General features: G+C 57.9%; 13 protein-coding genes. 6 read left to right on the forward strand and 7 right to left on the reverse strand.

The window, feature by feature from the left end:
• Positions 1-44 precede the first annotated feature (44 nt).
• A complete protein-coding gene (gene clpB / locus GJA01_RS12060) occupies positions 45-2645 on the reverse strand; it encodes an ATP-dependent chaperone ClpB (protein ID WP_023943489.1) in 2601 nt (866 codons plus the stop codon).
• An 89-nt stretch (positions 2646-2734) separates the two neighbouring features.
• The gene (locus GJA01_RS12065) at positions 2735-3814 is read right to left on the reverse strand and encodes an aldo/keto reductase (protein ID WP_062503078.1); all 1080 of its coding nucleotides are present in this window, start codon (positions 3812-3814) and stop codon (positions 2735-2737) included.
• Between the two features lie 148 nt (positions 3815-3962).
• Here GJA01_RS12065 and GJA01_RS12070 point away from each other — a divergent pair, with 148 nt between their 5' ends.
• On the forward strand, positions 3963-6200 hold the full coding sequence (locus tag GJA01_RS12070; protein WP_062503068.1) for a S9 family peptidase: 2238 nt from the start codon (positions 3963-3965) through the stop codon (positions 6198-6200).
• Between the two features lie 52 nt (positions 6201-6252).
• Here GJA01_RS12070 and GJA01_RS12075 read toward each other — a convergent pair whose 3' ends face one another.
• The 3 genes from GJA01_RS12075 to GJA01_RS12085 form a co-directional block, all read right to left on the reverse strand.
• A complete protein-coding gene (locus GJA01_RS12075) occupies positions 6253-7644 on the reverse strand; it encodes a M20/M25/M40 family metallo-hydrolase (RefSeq protein ID WP_062503067.1) in 1392 nt (463 codons plus the stop codon).
• A gap of 132 nt (positions 7645-7776) precedes the next feature.
• Positions 7777-8433, reverse strand: coding sequence for a glutaredoxin 2 (grxB, locus tag GJA01_RS12080; protein WP_062503065.1), 657 nt, complete (start codon positions 8431-8433; stop codon positions 7777-7779).
• A 24-nt stretch (positions 8434-8457) separates the two neighbouring features.
• The gene (locus tag GJA01_RS12085; protein WP_062503064.1) at positions 8458-9042 is read right to left on the reverse strand and encodes a YqgE/AlgH family protein; all 585 of its coding nucleotides are present in this window, start codon (positions 9040-9042) and stop codon (positions 8458-8460) included.
• 70 nt (positions 9043-9112) lie between these two features.
• Between GJA01_RS12085 and GJA01_RS12090 the strand changes: the two genes are divergently transcribed.
• Together GJA01_RS12090 and GJA01_RS12095 are read left to right on the forward strand one after the other, a co-directional pair.
• Positions 9113-9868 (forward strand): SDR family NAD(P)-dependent oxidoreductase, encoded by a 756-nt coding sequence (locus GJA01_RS12090; RefSeq protein ID WP_061929623.1) that lies wholly within the window; start codon positions 9113-9115, stop codon positions 9866-9868.
• Positions 9858-10736: a PPK2 family polyphosphate kinase gene (locus GJA01_RS12095; RefSeq protein WP_062503063.1), complete on the forward strand. Its 879-nt coding sequence runs from the start codon at positions 9858-9860 to the stop codon at positions 10734-10736. The genes GJA01_RS12090 and GJA01_RS12095 overlap by 11 nt, the downstream gene beginning before the upstream one ends.
• Before the next feature lie 62 nt (positions 10737-10798).
• Here GJA01_RS12095 and GJA01_RS12100 read toward each other — a convergent pair whose 3' ends face one another.
• Together GJA01_RS12100 and GJA01_RS12105 are read right to left on the reverse strand one after the other, a co-directional pair.
• Positions 10799-12613 carry a DEAD/DEAH box helicase gene (locus GJA01_RS12100; RefSeq protein WP_062503075.1) on the reverse strand — a complete coding sequence of 605 codons (1815 nt, stop codon included), beginning with the start codon at positions 12611-12613 and terminating at the stop codon, positions 10799-10801.
• 124 nt (positions 12614-12737) lie between these two features.
• The gene (locus tag GJA01_RS12105) at positions 12738-13388 is read right to left on the reverse strand and encodes a class I SAM-dependent methyltransferase (RefSeq protein ID WP_062503061.1); all 651 of its coding nucleotides are present in this window, start codon (positions 13386-13388) and stop codon (positions 12738-12740) included.
• An 86-nt stretch (positions 13389-13474) separates the two neighbouring features.
• Here GJA01_RS12105 and dapF point away from each other — a divergent pair, with 86 nt between their 5' ends.
• The 3 genes from dapF (at position 13475) to ftsY (ending at position 16574) form a co-directional block, all read left to right on the forward strand.
• On the forward strand, positions 13475-14248 hold the full coding sequence (gene dapF / locus GJA01_RS12110) for a diaminopimelate epimerase (protein WP_062503073.1): 774 nt from the start codon (positions 13475-13477) through the stop codon (positions 14246-14248).
• Positions 14245-15462, forward strand: coding sequence for a MiaB/RimO family radical SAM methylthiotransferase (locus tag GJA01_RS12115; RefSeq protein WP_062503059.1), 1218 nt, complete (start codon positions 14245-14247; stop codon positions 15460-15462). The genes dapF and GJA01_RS12115 overlap by 4 nt, the downstream gene beginning before the upstream one ends.
• A gap of 149 nt (positions 15463-15611) precedes the next feature.
• Positions 15612-16574, forward strand: coding sequence for a signal recognition particle-docking protein FtsY (ftsY, locus tag GJA01_RS12120; RefSeq protein ID WP_062503057.1), 963 nt, complete (start codon positions 15612-15614; stop codon positions 16572-16574).
• Positions 16575-16580: the final 6 nt, after the last annotated feature.

Genomic DNA, 16580 nt, shown 5'->3' on the forward strand with positions numbered 1-16580 from the left:
AAAAATCTGGCTTTTCTTCTGAAAGTCCCGGTTTTCCGCAGAACTCAGTCTTGCGAGACGGAATGACCGTTAATCGTCAGCCCCTTCTCACCGGCAGAGACGTGGATAGTGTCCCCGTCGCGGATGGTCCCATCCAGCAACAGGCCTGCCAGCGGGTTCTGAAGACTACGCTGGATCACGCGCTTCAGAGGCCGTGCACCGTAGACGGGATCGTATCCGGCTTCAGCAAGCCATTCCCGCCCCTTCTCATCCAGCTCCAGAGTGATCTTACGATCTTCCAGAAGCTGCCGCAGGCGGCTGAGTTGAATATCGACAATCCGCCCCATGTCTGCACGCTGCAGACGGGAGAACAGGATGATCTCATCCAGACGGTTCAGGAACTCCGGCCGGAAGTGATTACGCACGACCTGCATGACCTGAGCCTGAACCAGATCCGGCGATTCACCATCTTCCTGATTGGCCAGAACATCCGAGCCAAGGTTGCTCGTCAGAACAATGATCGTATTGCGGAAATCCACCACACGACCCTGACCATCTGTTAGGCGACCATCGTCAAGAACCTGAAGCAGGATGTTGAAGATGTCCTCATGGGCCTTCTCCACCTCATCAAACAGGATGACCTGATACGGACGACGACGAACCGCTTCCGTCAGCACGCCACCTTCGTCGTAACCAACGTAACCCGGAGGCGCACCGATCAGACGGGACACCGCATGCTTCTCCATGAATTCACTCATGTCGATCCGCAGCAGGGCCTTTTCGTCATCAAACAGGAACTGGGCCAGCGCCTTCGTCAGTTCGGTCTTGCCAACACCCGTTGGGCCAAGGAACAGGAACGAACCAATCGGGCGGTTCGGGTCCTGAAGACCTGCACGGGCACGACGAACAGCATTCGAAACAGCAACAAGCGCCTGCTCCTGACCAACGACACGATCACGCAGGGTGTCTTCCATCCGCATGAGCTTGGCGCGTTCGCCTTCCAGCATGCGATCTACCGGAATACCCGTCCAGCGGGATACAACCGAAGCAATGCCCTGCTCTGTCACACTGTCAGCGAACAGACCTGACTTGGAGGCTGCATCTTCTTCTTCCTGAGCCTTGGCAATCTGGGCTTCAAGGTTCGGGATCAGGCCGTACATCAGCTCGGATGCCTTGGCGAGATTGCCCTGCCGCTGCGCCACATCGACATCGGAACGCGCTGTATCCAGCTGTTCCTTCAGCTTCTGGATGGCGTTGACGCGATCCTTTTCAGCGTGCCACTCGGCGCCCATCGCATCGGACTGCTCTTCCAGATCAGCCAGTTCGGCTTCCAAAGCCTGCAGCCGATCCTTCGACGCCGTATCGTCTTCCTTGCGGATGGCCTCACGCTCGATTTTCAGTTGAATGATGCGCCGATCAAGCTCATCCAAAGCTTCCGGCTTGCTGTCGATCTGCATCCGCAGACGACTGGCAGCCTCGTCGATCAGATCAATGGCCTTATCCGGCAGGAAGCGATCCGTGATATAACGGTTGGAAAGCGTCGCGGCGGAAACGATGGCATTATCCGTGATGCGAACACCATGATGAAGCTCGTACTTTTCCTTGATGCCACGCAGGATCGAAATCGTATCCGCGACGGATGGTTCGCCTACGAAAACCGGCTGGAAGCGACGGGCAAGAGCTGCGTCCTTTTCAATGTACTTCCGATATTCATCAAGTGTGGTCGCACCAATACAGTGAAGCGTACCGCGGGCCAGTTCCGGCTTGATGAGGTTGGATGCATCCATCGCACCATCGGAGCGGCCAGCGCCGACCAGCGTGTGCATCTCATCAATGAAGAGAATGATCTCGCCTTCTGCAGTCTCAACTTCCTTGAGAACAGCCTTCAGACGTTCCTCGAACTCACCACGAAATTTCGCACCGGCAATCAAAGCGCCCATGTCGAGCGACATCAGCTTCTTGTTCCGGAGAGCCTCAGGCACGTCGCCGTTGACGATACGCAGGGCCAGACCTTCAACGATCGCGGTTTTACCCACACCTGGCTCACCGATCAGAACCGGATTGTTCTTGCTGCGGCGCGCCAGAACCTGAATAGCCCGACGAATTTCTTCATCACGACCAATAACCGGATCAAGCTTGCCAGCCTGCGCCACCGCCGTCACATCGCGAGCATATTTTTTCAAGGCGTCAAACGTGTTTTCAGCAGAAGCACTGGTCACAGTGCGACCTTTGCGGATCTGGGCAACAGCACGCTCCAGCGCACTGGCATCAGCCTTACCGTCAACGAGCGCCTTACCTGCCGGAGAATTGCTGGCGGCAATCGCCACTAGCAGTCGATCCTGCGCAACATGGCTGTCGCCTGCATTCTTTGCTGCGGCTTCGGCGGAGTCCAGCAGACGCACGAAATCAGGTGTGGCCTGTGGCTGGCCAGCGCCACCGCCCTGAACTTTCGGCAGTTTGGCAAGCGCCGCATCATTGGCGGCCTGAACAACTTTCGGATCGCCACCTGCTGCCCGGATCAGGCCAGAAGCGGCGCCCTGTTCGTCATCCAGCAGGGCCTTGAGCAAATGCTCCGGCGTCAACTGCTGATGATAATCCCGAAGGGCAATGGTTTGTGCAGCCTGAAGGAAACCCTGGCTGCGTTCCGTAAACTTCTGAATGTCCATTCTGATATGTCCTCTCATGCCCCGTATCGGCGGCATATGATGTCTCGGTCGCCCCCGAAGGCGACGACCGGTGATGAATATTTAGGCACTCATTTTTTCGTTTCAAGAGCCTCCCGATGACGTTTCGCAGGCCCATGCAACACCATGTCAGCCTCTGACAGCCGATCAAAGGCGTTTCGTTGCTGGTGCCAGTATGGATAAATCAGATCAGGCGCACTGACATCGTCCAGCCGCGCAACCTGCGCCTTGGTCAGACGGAGCGAAGCCGCTGCCAGATTATCCAAAAGCTGGCTTTCCTTACGCGCACCAATGACCAGAGACGTCACGCCCGGTTTATGCAGCAGCCATGCCAGCGCCACCCGAGCAGCTGAAACATCATGCTCCTCCGCGATCTCGACCAGAACCTCGACGGTATCATAGAGCTTTTCGATATTCCGGACTTCCGGCTCCGGCCATCCCGAGATACGGCGGCTATCGGCTGGGGCGGTCTTTCCGCGACGATACTTACCCGTCAGCAACCCACAGGCCAGCGGGCTCCAGATCTGAACACCCAAGCCCTGATCCACTGCTAGCGGCAGCAGTTCATACTCGGCGTCTCGCGCTTCCAGAGAATAATAGATCTGCTCGGACACAGGTGTAATCAACCGATCCCGCTCTGCCGCAGACAGAAGCTTCATGGCCTGCCAGCCTGCAAAGTTGGAAATGCCCGCATAACGGATCTTGCCCTGATCCCGGAGGGTCTGAAGCGCTTCCAGCGTTTCCTCAACCGGCGTCAGGCCGTCCCATTCATGCAGATAATAGAGGTCGATATGATCGCGACCCAGCCGACGCAGGCTGTCTTCGCAGGCATTGAGAATGTGATGTCGGGATAACCCTTGTTCATTAGGCCCCTTCCCCGTCGGGAACCGAACCTTGCTGGTCACAAGCAGCTCCCTGCTGCGCCCTTTCAGAACACGCCCTAGAATTTCTTCAGCTTCACCGCCCGAATAAGCATCAGCGGTATCGAACATGTTCACCCCATGCTCGACGCAGAGGTCCACCATACGGGTGGCTTCTGAAACATCTACATTCCCTGTCGAGGCGAAATCTCCCTGCCCCCCAAATGTGACAGAGCCAAAATTGAGTGCGGAAATCTTGAGGCCAGAACGGCCTAGCTGACGATACTGCATATCCATCAGGTTCCTCTTCTGAGACACACCATGACAGACAACACCTCACTGGCGCATCAGTCCCGGTAAATTCCGTCCTGCTCCCGTAATCGTGAGCAACCCGGCATCTCGCTGGAAGACACTCTGTTCAGGATCGGCAGGCCGGTCCATGATTGATGTCAAAATCCTTCCATCCGGAGCCGCCATGCCGTCATTCCGTCTCCGCAGAGCCTTGCTGTCCTGCGTGTTTCTTCCGTCCCTGCTGGCTGCCCTGCCGGCCCAAGCCGCCGAACCGGCCGCCTGCATGGTCGATCTTGCCAAAACACGAAACGGCACGCTTGGACTGCCGAACCACGCCGAAGTCACCCCGGATGGACATTCCGTTCTGTTCCTGCGCTCCGGCCCGTTCGATACACGCCTGCACCTGTTCCGCTATGATCTCCCGGATCACACTCTCCACGAATTGGCCGCTCCCGAAGCCGGCCCGGAACACCTGTCGGTAGAAGAAAAAGCCCGGCGCGAGCGTGCCCGACAATCCATGTCCGGCATTACGGACTATCAGATGAGCGAAGACGGCGGCACAATTCTGGCCTCTCAGGGAGGTCGCCTCATCCGGATCGCCACCGATGACGGGCGCGTCTCTTCCATTGATGGAAACTGGATTGCCCCGCGCCTGTCCCCAAACGGGCAGACCATCGCTGTCGTTCGCGATAATGATCTCTACGCCGTCGATCTCGTCAGCGGTGCCCAAACGCGCCTGACCACAACAGGCACGCCAACCCTGACAAATGGCCTTGCCGAATTTGCAGCCGCAGAGGAACTGGAACGGCCAGACGGTGCCTGGTGGTCCCCGGACAGCCAGACGATCCTGTTCGAAGAAGCGGATTCCAGCCCGGTTGAAAAACACTACATCACCAACCCGGAAACGCCGCAGGCTGCTCCTGTCGAGTTTCGCTATCCCCGTGCCGGGACCCCCAATGCCCGGACACGGTTCGGCCTCATCAGTGCCAAGGGCGGCAAGACACGCTGGATCAGTTGGGACCATGATGCATGGCCTTACATGGCCCGTACTGTCTGGCGGAAGAACGGTGGCCTGTTTCTTGTTGTCTTGAACCGACAGCAAACGCAGGAACAGGTTCTTTCCGTCGATCTTGCAACCGGAAAAACCTCAGTCCTGCTTGCAGAGGCAGACAAGACATGGCTGAACCTGAACCCACGGGAAGCAGCCGGTGCGCGGGCTCTCCCGGTTGTTCTGAATGGCGGACAGGGCTTCCTGTGGGCTTCCGAGCGCGGAAAAACCTGGCAGCTTGAACATCATGCTGCCGATGGCTCCCTGAAGCGGGTTCTTACTCCAGACACGACACCTTACGTCGCGTTCAATGATTATGACGCTGACAGCAACAGTATCGTCGTTACGGTACGACCGAACCGGATCGACACTCAGGTTGTCCGTATCTCGCTGACCGACGGCAAAACAACGCCCATTGCGACAGAACCAGGCACCCACACCATCCATTTCACATCGGGCGCTCACCGCCTGATGATCGACAGCTTCGCGTCTGCTGATGGCACCCGCCGCACAATGCTCCGCGATGCAAAAGGCAAGATCCTCGCCACCCTGCCCGGCGTTGCACAGCCCCCTCACCTTCCCGTCCATGTTCAGTTCACAACCGCTGGCGAGCGCCAGCTGGATGCAGCCGTCATCCGGCCAGAGCATTTCCAGAAAGGACATCGCTACCCCGTCGTGCTGTCCGTCTATGGCGGTCCGGGCGTCAAACTTGTGCACGACACGCCATCAAGCTTCATGGAAGAGCAGTGCCTCGCCAATCAGGGCTATGTTGTCGTCACGCTTGACGGGCGCGGCACACCCGGCCGGGATCATGATTTCGAGCGCGCCATCAAAGGCAACCTGATTGATGCGCCTCTTCAGGATCAGATCGACGGCCTTCAGGCGCTCGGCAAAACCTACCCTGAACTCGATCTGACACGCGTTGGTGTCTACGGATGGTCTTTCGGTGGCTATTTCACCGCCATGGCGACAATCCGCCGACCGGATGTTTTCAAGGTCGGCGTTGCAGGCGCCCCGCCGGTCGATTTTGCGGATTATGACACCGCCTATACCGAACGCTATCTCGACACGCCTCAGAACGACGCGGACGGATATCGTAAAAGCAACGTCCTGACGTATGCCGATCAATTAAAGCGCCCACTCCTGCTTATGCATGGCCTGACGGACGACAACGTCTATTTCGAAAACACGATGAAGCTGACGCAGGCCCTCCTGAAAGCGGGAAAGCCCTACAATCTTCTGCTTCTGCCCGGCACGCATATGCTGCCAGACCCTATCCTCCGGGCCCGCGTCACGCAGAGACGGGCAGACTTTCTGGGTGACGTTCTGAACCCCTGAGCCTTCTGAAAAAAACAGCGTCTTTGACCTTTTCGAAGACGCTGTTCTCTTGTCAGTGAGACAGGTCCGGAATCAACACCAAAAGATCTTCCATCGCCGGAGCAATGGCCGATACAGGCGTGCGTTCATTCAAACCATGCATGAACGAGTCAGAGTTTTTGATAAAAATCGGGCTGATCCCGTAGCTCGGCACGCCATGAGAGCGAAACCACATACTGTCACTCGCCCCTGAAGACATGGCCGCAAAAACCGGAACCCCTGGATAAGCAACGTGCATGCCATGTTCAATGGCTTGCACGACATCCGGTCGCATCGGGGATGCTGCGGTTTCCACAGAGCCTTCCGTTACATCTTCAATCGTCATACCCGGATCATGAGCGGCCTGACGCAGCTCCTCCATGATGGCTGCCCGAGAGTGACCGGGAAAAATACGGCAGTTGATATTCGCCGTCGCCCGCTGGGGAAGCGCATTCAAAGCGTGCCCGCCATCAATCATGGTCACGACGCAGGTCGTTCCAATCCGTCCGATGAAGGACGGGTCCGCAGAAAGCGTGCGGATGGCTTTTTCATCAGACGGATTGGCCGCAAACGCTTTCATGGCCGACGCAATATCCGGCTTCTGCCACCGGGCTGCATTAACGAAATAGCTCCGGCTCAGATCATTCAGTTCCGGCTTGAAGCGGTGCTGCTGAATGTGAAGCAGGTCAGCCGCAAGCTCATCAATCGCATTAGCCGCCCGTGGTTCAGAAGAATGGCCACCCGGATTGGTCACAATCAGGCGGAAATCAGCGTAGGTCTTCTCCGCACCTTCCCATGTAAAGTAATCGGGCTTGCCGGTCTTTTCATCCAGCGTGCCATTCGCGCCATCCATATTCAGGACAAGTTCCGCATTGGCCAGCTTGCTTGCAATGATAGCGCCAGTCGCCATCGTCGTTTCCTCATCGCCCGAGAACTCGAGAATGATGTCACGACGCGGTTTGTAGCCTTCCTTTTTCAGCTCCAGAAGCGCGGCAATCGCCAGTGTATCATCGAGCTTCATGTCGGTTGAACCGCGCCCGAGCAGATATCCGTTTTCGATCTGAGGCTTGAACGGGTCATGCGTCCAGTCAGATGCCTTGGCTTCCACCACATCCATATGACCGGAAATGACCAGAGGCTTCAGAGCGGGATCACTGCCTGGCCAACGCGCAATGAGATACGCCGTGTCTTTATAAGGGGTGATAACGACGTCTGCGGGAGCAAAACCTCCCTTAACCAAGGCGTCTCGGAAAAGAGAGGCCACCTTGGGCGTCTGGTTAGCATCTCCCGCGACAGAACGAAGAGCGATGGACTTTTCCGCAAGATCAAGAGCCTGATGCGCTGCATCCTGATGGTCTGGTGCTGCCGCCATTGCGCTCCCCGCCATCAGGGCCAGTGACAGCACCATTCCGATATTTTTCCGCATCCGCCGTATCTCCTGAATCAGATACGGAAGCGTAACCGTGCTTGCCCTTTATGCCTAGTCAGGCCGCAGTTTCCACTCTTTACGGAGAACCGTTCAATGCCCATGCGTCAAGCAGACGCACACTTAACGAACCTAAACAGAAAACAAATCCAGAAGATCAACACCCGACTTTTCAGACATGACCTGACGGTAGGCTTCCACTTCCAGCGGGTAACGCAGCCCCTTGATCAAAGACATGCTGTGCAACTGGGCAAACAGATGAATATCATCTGTGGAAAGAGTGCCGTTCACGGCCTCCGGCGACTGGATCAACGATGCCAGTTTTTCTAGCAGGGCATTCAGTTCAGCAATTTCCTTGGACCCATCTGCAAGAATTTCCCAGAACGCCCCAGTTGACTCTTCTTTGCGTCGAATGAAACCGGCGCGGGCGGACGTCGTCGCAAATTCAGGTAACGGTGTGCAGACAGCACGCGGCAGGAAAAGACGATATGTCGCACGGCTTCCCGCCTTCAGCCAGTCCGCGATCTCTGGTCGCACCGGCCCTGTCAGAAGCGGTGCGCCAAGCCCGTCGATATGAGACACAATATCCATGCTCTCGGACATATAACGCCCGTTTTCTTCCAGAATTGGTACGACTTTCCGGCCAACCATGCTGATCGGACCGGCTTCATCATCATTCAGGAAGACGCGCCGCTCGAAAGGAATATCCTTTAATCCGAAAATCATGAGAGCTTTCACGCAGAACGGGCAGTGCTCGTAGATATGCAGGATGCGTGTTGTCTGGTTCACGGTTTTCAGTGTCCTTCTCAAAAATCAGGCTTCCCCGACCGCTCCAGAGAGCAGCAGAGGATCAATATCGATGGCGGCCAGAGCCTTGCGCCATTTCTTCGCATGATCCAGTCCGAAAACAATCTCGTCACTGGCAGGCGCCACAAACCAGGAACTATCGCGCAGGATCTCTTCCTCCAACTGTCCCGGCCCCCAGGCGGCATGCCCCAAAGCCATGAGAGCCTGCTTCGGGCCACGCCCTGCCGCCAGATCCCGCAACACATCCAGACTGGCTGTCAGCGTTGCATGATCGTTGACGCCCAGACTGCCCTCACCGGTCCAGTCCGTCGAGTGCAGAACGAAACCATGGGAGTGATCGACCGGCCCCCCCATACACACGGCAATACGGCGTTCCGGCGGACTGGGTTCAATCCCCAACTGTGCGAAAAGATCATCAAGGCCCGGTTGAGCCAGACGACGGTTGATGATGAGTCCCATTGCCCCGTCTTCAGGGGAGTGTGCACACAGATAGATCACGCTCTGGGCAAAAACCGTTTCCGCCAGTTGCGGAGCAGCGACCAGAAGCATGCCTGTCAGGTTGTCATTCTGTCCGGTGAGTGTTTTCTTCATTCCTTAAAGATGGGTGCATCTCTTGTCTCTTTGCAAGCGTTCCCCTCTTGAGAGTTTTATGGAGGTCCCCATGTCCCTGACTGTTCTCGTCACCGGCGCCACCGCAGGCTTCGGACACGCCATCGCCACCCGCCTGGTACGAGATGGCCACCGTGTCATTGCCACAGGACGACGCGCCGAGCGGCTTGAAACGCTTCACAAGGAACTGGGAGACGCTCTGCTGCCATTTCCGCTCGACATGACCGACAAGGAAGCGCTGCGCGCATTGCCAGAAAGTCTGCCTGAAGGTTGGCAGATCGTAGATGTTCTCGTGAACAATGCTGGCCTCGCCCTCGGCATGGAACCTGCTCAGGAAGCCAAGGTGGAAAACTGGGAAACCATGATCGCCACCAATATTTCCGGGCTTATCGAAATTACCCACGCGCTTCTTCCCGGCATGGTGGAACGTAATTCAGGCTATGTCCTGACACTGGGCAGCACTGCGGGAACCTATCCTTACACGGGCGGTAACGTCTATGGCGCCACGAAAGCCTTCGTCCGCCAGTTCAGCCAGAATCTCCGCACGGATCTTCTCGGCAAACGCATTCGCGTCACGGATATTGAACCCGGCCTGTGCGGCGGCAGCGAATTTAGCAATGTCCGCCTGAAGGACGACGGAAAAGCCGCCGCCGTCTATAAAGACACGACGCCTTTGACACCCGAAGATATTGCCGAAACCGTCTCCTGGCTGATCGGTTTGCCTTGGCACATGAACGTCAACACAATGGAAATTATGCCTGTCTGTCAGGCTTCGGGTGGACTGGCGGTGAACCGACATGTCGGCTGAAAGTGGTATTCCATCCCGTCTGAAAATCACGGACGGTAGCAAATTTCATCTCTCTGACTTCAAAACCGACGACCGGGTCGGGCATGACAAGAAGAGCGCGCATACCCGCATCCGGGACTGTGTGGATCGGATGACCATTTTGCAGGGGCGGCTTGCCGCCCATGGCTCTCACGGCATTCTGGTTGTACTGCAAGGCATGGATACGGCTGGCAAAGACGGCGCAATTCGCCATGCCTTTTCGGGCCTGAACCCTCAGGGCTTTCATCTCACGTCCTTCAAGACGCCAGCCGGTCCTGCGGAAAAACGGGACGATCTGTGGCGTGTCCACCTGATGGCCCCCGCACGCGGTGAAATTGCTGTCTTCAATCGCAGCCACTACGAAGACGTTCTGATTGCCCGCGTTCATCCCGATTTCGTCAGAGCCCGTGGGCTTGACCCGGATACTCCCGGCTTCTGGGATAAAAGGCTGTCCGATATCCGACATTTCGAGAGTTACCTGACGCACCAGAATATCGTTGTTCTGAAGCTGTTTCTCCACATCTCGGCAGACGAACAAAAGAAACGTATTCTCAAACGCCTGACACATCCCGAAAAGCGTTGGAAATTCTCGCCTTCCGATCTTGCTGAACGTGAGAAATGGCCGGACTACACACAAGCCTACGAAGCCGCCATTCAAGCCACGGCAACACCCGAAGCCCCATGGCATATCATTCCTGCAGATCATAAATGGGCTGCCAGACTCATGGTCGCGGAGGCTTTGCTAGAGGTCCTTGAAGGGCTGCATCTCAAAGTCCCGGAAGAAAAACTCTCCGATGCGTTACGAACTGCACGCGACACGCTCCTTGCAGAAGACTCCAAGAAGCCCTGAAAAGAAAAAGCCCCGCCGAAATCATCCGGCGGGGCTTTTTCAGTTTGGTCTGGTCGTCAGAATCAGGAACGACGCTTGCGGCTCGTGCCTTCACCGGTTGGACCGCCAGCCTTCGAGCGGCTGAAACCAGAGCCGCCACGGCCCTTGTATCCACCGCCGCCGCCGGAGCGCGGACCACCCTTGAAGCCACCGCCGCCACCGGGACGACCAAAGCGCTTGCCTTCACCTGGATTACGGCCACGCGCACCGTAACCGCCGCCAGCAGGCTCAGCAGATGGCTCGATCGTCACTTCATCAGGCTCGGCACCAGCAACACAGGACTTGAAGCGCTCGACGCTCTCATCCGTAATCTGGAAGTAGGTCTGATCCTGCTCAATGCGGATGCTGCCAATGTCGCGCTTCTGGACATTGCCAAGACGGCAGATCAGCGGGATCAGCCACTTCGGATCGGCACGCTCGGTACGGCCAACGCCCATCTTGAACCACTGACCGGACACAACGCGCTCTTCACGTGGAGCACGTTCCCCACGCTCGCCGCGTTCACCACGGCTGCTCGGAGCGTCAACAGACATCGGACGGATCTGCTCGACCTGCGGAAGGCGGGCACGATACATTTCCACCAGAGCCGCTGCGAGTTTCTTGGCGTCATAGGTTTCGGCCAGCTTCAGAACCAGCTCATCCGTCGTCTCTTCCGAGGCGTTGGCAAGAATTGGATCTTCGAGCAGACGCTGTGTGTCCTGGGCGGCAATCGCCGCAGCCGTCGGAACGGCTTCCCACTCAGCATTCACGCGAGCCATGGCCAGCAGACGCTCAGCGCGACGGCGCTGGTTCATCGGCACCATAAGAACGCTGGTGCCCTTACGACCTGCACGCCCCGTACGGCCGGAACGGTGCAGCAGCGTTTCAGACGCCGTCGGGATGCTGGCATGAATGACAAGATTCAGCGCCGGAACGTCAATGCCACGGGCTGCAACGTCAGTCGCAACACAGACACGAGCCTGACCGGACCGCAGGCTCTCGATCGCGCGACTACGCTCGTTCTGCCCCATCTCACCGGAAATTGCGACGGAGGCGAACCCACGCTCCAGAAGAGCGGCCTGCACCTGACCAACCATCATACGGGTGTTGCAGAACACCATGGCCGTCGGGCTCTCGTAGAAACGCAGAACGTTCACGAGGGAACGCTCGATTTCCTGCGGGGCCGTTACGACGCAACGATAGGTAATGTCAGAATGCTGCTTGGCGCCGGAAACCGTATCGATGCGCTTGGCATCTTTCTGGAAGCGCTTGGCCAGAGAGGCAATTTCACGGGCAATCGTAGCGGAGAACAACAGCGTGCGGCGTTCGGCCGGAGACGCATCCAGAAGCTGTTCCAGCTCGTCACGGAAGCCCATATCCAGCATTTCGTCAGCTTCATCGAGCACGACGCAACGCAGACCGGACAGGTCAAGAGAACCACGGGACTGATGATCACACAGGCGGCCCGGCGTCCCAACGACGATATGGGCGCCACGGTTGAGATCGCGGGCTTCACGGCGGGCATCCGTGCCACCAATGCAGCTCGCAATGCGGGCACCGGTCTCGGCATAGAGCCATTCAAGTTCGGACTGGACCTGAAGGGCCAGTTCACGCGTCGGGGCAATAACCAGAGCCATTGGCTGCGGCGACGGCGGGAGGCGATCAGCCTCACCCAGCAGCGTCGGCGCGATGGCCAGACCAAAGGCTACGGTCTTGCCTGAGCCCGTTTGGGCGGAAACCAGAAGATCACGATCCTCCAGCCCTGGCTGCAGAACGGCTTCCTGAACGGGAGTTGGCTGTTCGTAGCCGCGCGCCGCCAGGGCGCGCCCAAGGGCAGGATGAGTATCGGGGAAAGGCATATTTGATGAACACTCGGCAAACGTCACGCCGACGGCAAAAAGCGGCGGCTGGGATGCCGCTGCATAAAGACTTCTGTCCACAAATGCCAGAAGTAACGCATGTCAACCTGCGAATCAGTCAGATTCAGGCTCTCGGCTTGCGTCCAACAACGGCCCGGACCGTATCCCGCCACGCAGTCAGATCCTCCGGCGGAACCACTTCGCCCGTGTCCAGCTCGGCAAAACCGGCGCGGGAAAGCAGGATGCTGACAAGACGTGCGCGATCTTCCGGCTCCAGCGCCTGCCACATGGCGACAGCCTTCTGCTGATGAAACTGGTCCGAGAACGTGACGATCAGAGGGGCCCCTTCCTTCAGAACGCGCAGTGCTTCCGCCAGAACAGTCAAAGGCTGGGTCAGGTAGGCGATACCATCACACAGCGTAATGACATCCAGACTGTCATCCTCAAAAGGTAGAATGGGATCCGCATTCAGATCCTGCACGATACGCGTTTTCAAAACAGGATTCGTATCCAGAGCCGCTTTTGAGGCGCCAAGCCCGATCACATCCTGAAAATGGGCCTCCTCAGGGTAATGGCTGAGAGAGCCCGCCATCAGATCCAGAACTGCCCCACCAACAGGAAGAGACGTCTGATAAAGGGCCGTCACAGCCGTGCGTGCCCCCATATCCATCAGCGAATCCGGGAGACGCTGCGCATAGAAGATCGTATCGGGCTCATTATTGACGCGCGTGAACGCCGCTTCATGAAACCCATCAACTTTTTCTGTGCTGCTCATGATCCATCTCCTCCTGACTGGCCTGTGGAGATGAGGGTATGTTCCTCGTGCGTCAACCCGCAGGATGCTCTATGAGAGGCCCCACCATGACCCTTTCCTTCACCAAGATGCACGGCCTGGGCAATGATTTCATCATCATTGACGGCCGCGAAACTGCCCCGGCCCTCAATACTGAGATCATCCAGAAGCTCTGCGATCGGCGGTTCGGCGTTGGCTGCGACCAGCTTGTCGTCCTCTCCCCTCCGACGGCAGAGGGCGCAGACGTTCTGGTGCGCTTCTTCAACGCTGACGGCTCGGAATCCGGTGCGTGCGGCAATGCATCACGGTGTGTGTCTGTCTTCGTAGGCGGAAATCCAACGCTTCAGACGAGTGCTGGTCTTCTGCCAACGTCCCAGGACGGCGATCTGATTACGGTGAACATGGGCCAGCCGCGCTTTGACTGGCAGGATATTCCTCTCGCCCGCGAGTGCGACACCCTGCATCTCCCGCTTCACGATGCCGCCGCCTGTTCCATGGGGAACCCGCATGCGACCGTCTTTGGAGACGTCTCCCGTGCGGAAGACCTCGGACCTTCGCTTGAAAACTCCCCCCTCTTCCCACAGCGCGCCAATATCGGCTTTGCAGACATCATCACACCAACCCATATGCGTCTGCGCGTCTGGGAGCGCGGCGCGGGCCTGACGCTGGCCTGCGGCTCGGGAGCCTGCGCGGCGGTCGTCAATGCCGTGCGTCGTGGTCTGGCGGAGCGCACCTGTGTCGTCACCATGGATGGTGGGGACCTATGCATCACATGGCACGACAACGGCGACGTTCTCATGACCGGCCCCGCCACAACAGTCTTTCACGGCGAACTGCCGTGAGCATGCCGTCTGTCCTGACGTTCGGCTGCCGTCTCAACGCGCATGAAAGCGACGGCATGGCCCACCATGCCCGTGGGCAGGAAGACACGATCATCGTGAATACCTGCGCCGTGACGACAACGGCCGAGCGTCAGGCCAGACAGGCCATCCGCCGGGCACACCGCGAACGCCCCGAGGCAAAAATCGTGGTCACGGGGTGTGCCTCTGAAATTGATGCAAAACGATGGATGGACTTACCCGGCGTCATCCGCGTAGTGCCCAATGCCGACAAACTCAAACCCGCGACATGGGGGGATAAGCGGTCTGATCTACCGCCCTCCCGTCATGCCCGGGCACTTCTTCAGGTGCAGCAGGGCTGCGATCATCGCTGTACGTTCTGCATCATCCCCTATGGGCGCGGGGACTCTCGCTCCACGCCAACCGCGGAAGCCATCGCCCGTGCACGCGCCCTGACAGAGAATGGACACCGTGAAATTGTCCTGACAGGCGTGGACATCGCTTCATGGCAAGGCGATAGCGGCGAAGGTCTGGGACAAATGTGCCGGACACTCCTGAAAGCCGTACCCGAAATCGAGCGCCTGCGCTTGTCCTCGATCGATCCAGTGATTCTTGACCCTGAAACGGGTGACCAAGATCTCTGGTGGCTGCTGGAAAACGAACCGCGTCTTATGCCACATCTGCATCTGTCCTTGCAGGCTGGTTCCGACCTGATTCTCAAGCGAATGAAGCGTCGCCATGATACGACGCGCGTCGCCGCTATGCTTCGCCATGCACGCGTCCTCCGTCCGGATATTGGCATCGGAGCAGATCTGATCGCCGGGTTCCCGACAGAGACAGATATTCTCTTTGAGGAAACGCTCTCTTTCATCGAAGAGCAGGCCATCCCTTTCCTGCATGTCTTCCCCTACAGCGAACGTCCCGGCACCCCTGCCGCACGCATGCCCGCCGTCCCGAATGGAGAACGTCAGGCCCGTGCGGCCCGTCTTCGGGAAGCCGGAGACACCAACCGGGATGCCTTCCTCGCCCGGTTTATCGGTCGGACCCTGGATGTTCTGATCGAAACCCCGAACCGTGGACATTCGGCTGAATTTGCGCCTGTCCGTCTGGCAGATGATCTCCCGACTTTCCTTCGTGGAAGCATCCTTCCAATCGAAATCCATACCCTGTCAGACGGGCAACTTCTTGGACATTGGAAGATTTCTGAAGATCGGTGATGAGCAACGGCCTTGCCGGGATGGGCAACACGCAAATCCTGCAAACAACCTTGGCAGCACATCGCTAAAAAGCCGAACACCCCTCAATAACCGCACGAAAACGCGGTTCAACACTTGACGTCCGGCCTGAGCTGTCCGAACTCCCGTTCATGGCTGGATTTTTCTCACGACTCAAACAGGGTCTTTCGCGCTCGAGTTCACGTCTCGGTGCCGTGTTCACGCATCGCAAGCTGGATGATGCTGCTCTTGAAGAACTCGAAGACGAACTGATCGCAGCGGATCTCGGCCCGGTTGTGGCAGAACGCGTCATCGAAAGCTTCCGCAGCTCACGTTTTGGCAAAGACGTCACGAGCGATGAAATCCGCGATGCGCTGGCGGAAGAGATCGCTCGTGTTCTGGAGCCTGTAGCTGTTCCGTTTGAGCCCGATCCGAAGAAAAAGCCACACGTCGTCCTCGTCGTTGGCGTCAACGGCGTGGGGAAAACCACAACCATCGGGAAAATGGCGCGCCATTACAGCGACGAAGGCAAATCCGTTATGCTGGTGGCGGGAGACACCTTCCGTGCGGCAGCCGTCGAGCAGCTTCAGGTCTGGGGACAGCGTTCCAGCGTGCCCGTCATCGCAGGCAAGCATGGCGCCGACGCCGCTGGTCTGGCCTATGACGGCATCAAACGTGCAACCGAAGACGGCAAAGACCTTCTCCTGATCGACACGGCTGGCCGCCTCCATAACAAGGGTGCCCTGATGGAGGAACTGGCCAAGATTATCCGTGTCATGCGGAAGTTTGACGAAACGGCGCCACACTCCGTTTTGCTGGTTCTGGATGCAACGACAGGCCAGAATGCCATCGAACAGGTTCGCGTGTTCCGGGAACTGGTGAATGTCACCGGACTGATCGTAACGAAGCTGGACGGCTCAGCGCGCGGCGGCATTGTCGTAGCTCTCGCAGAACAGTTCAAACTGCCCGTCCACATGGTCGGGGTCGGTGAGCAGGTTGAAGATCTGCGCCCCTTCTCGGCGCAGGATTATGCCCGTGGCCTGGTTGGCGGGGCTGCAGGCGATCTGGCGTCGCGACTTGTCGAGAGTCAGCCGGAGAGTGGCGAACACACCTAAGGCCCC

This window comes from Gluconobacter japonicus (assembly GCF_002723975.1).
In the GTDB taxonomy this organism is placed as follows: Bacteria; Pseudomonadota; Alphaproteobacteria; order Acetobacterales; family Acetobacteraceae; genus Gluconobacter; species Gluconobacter japonicus.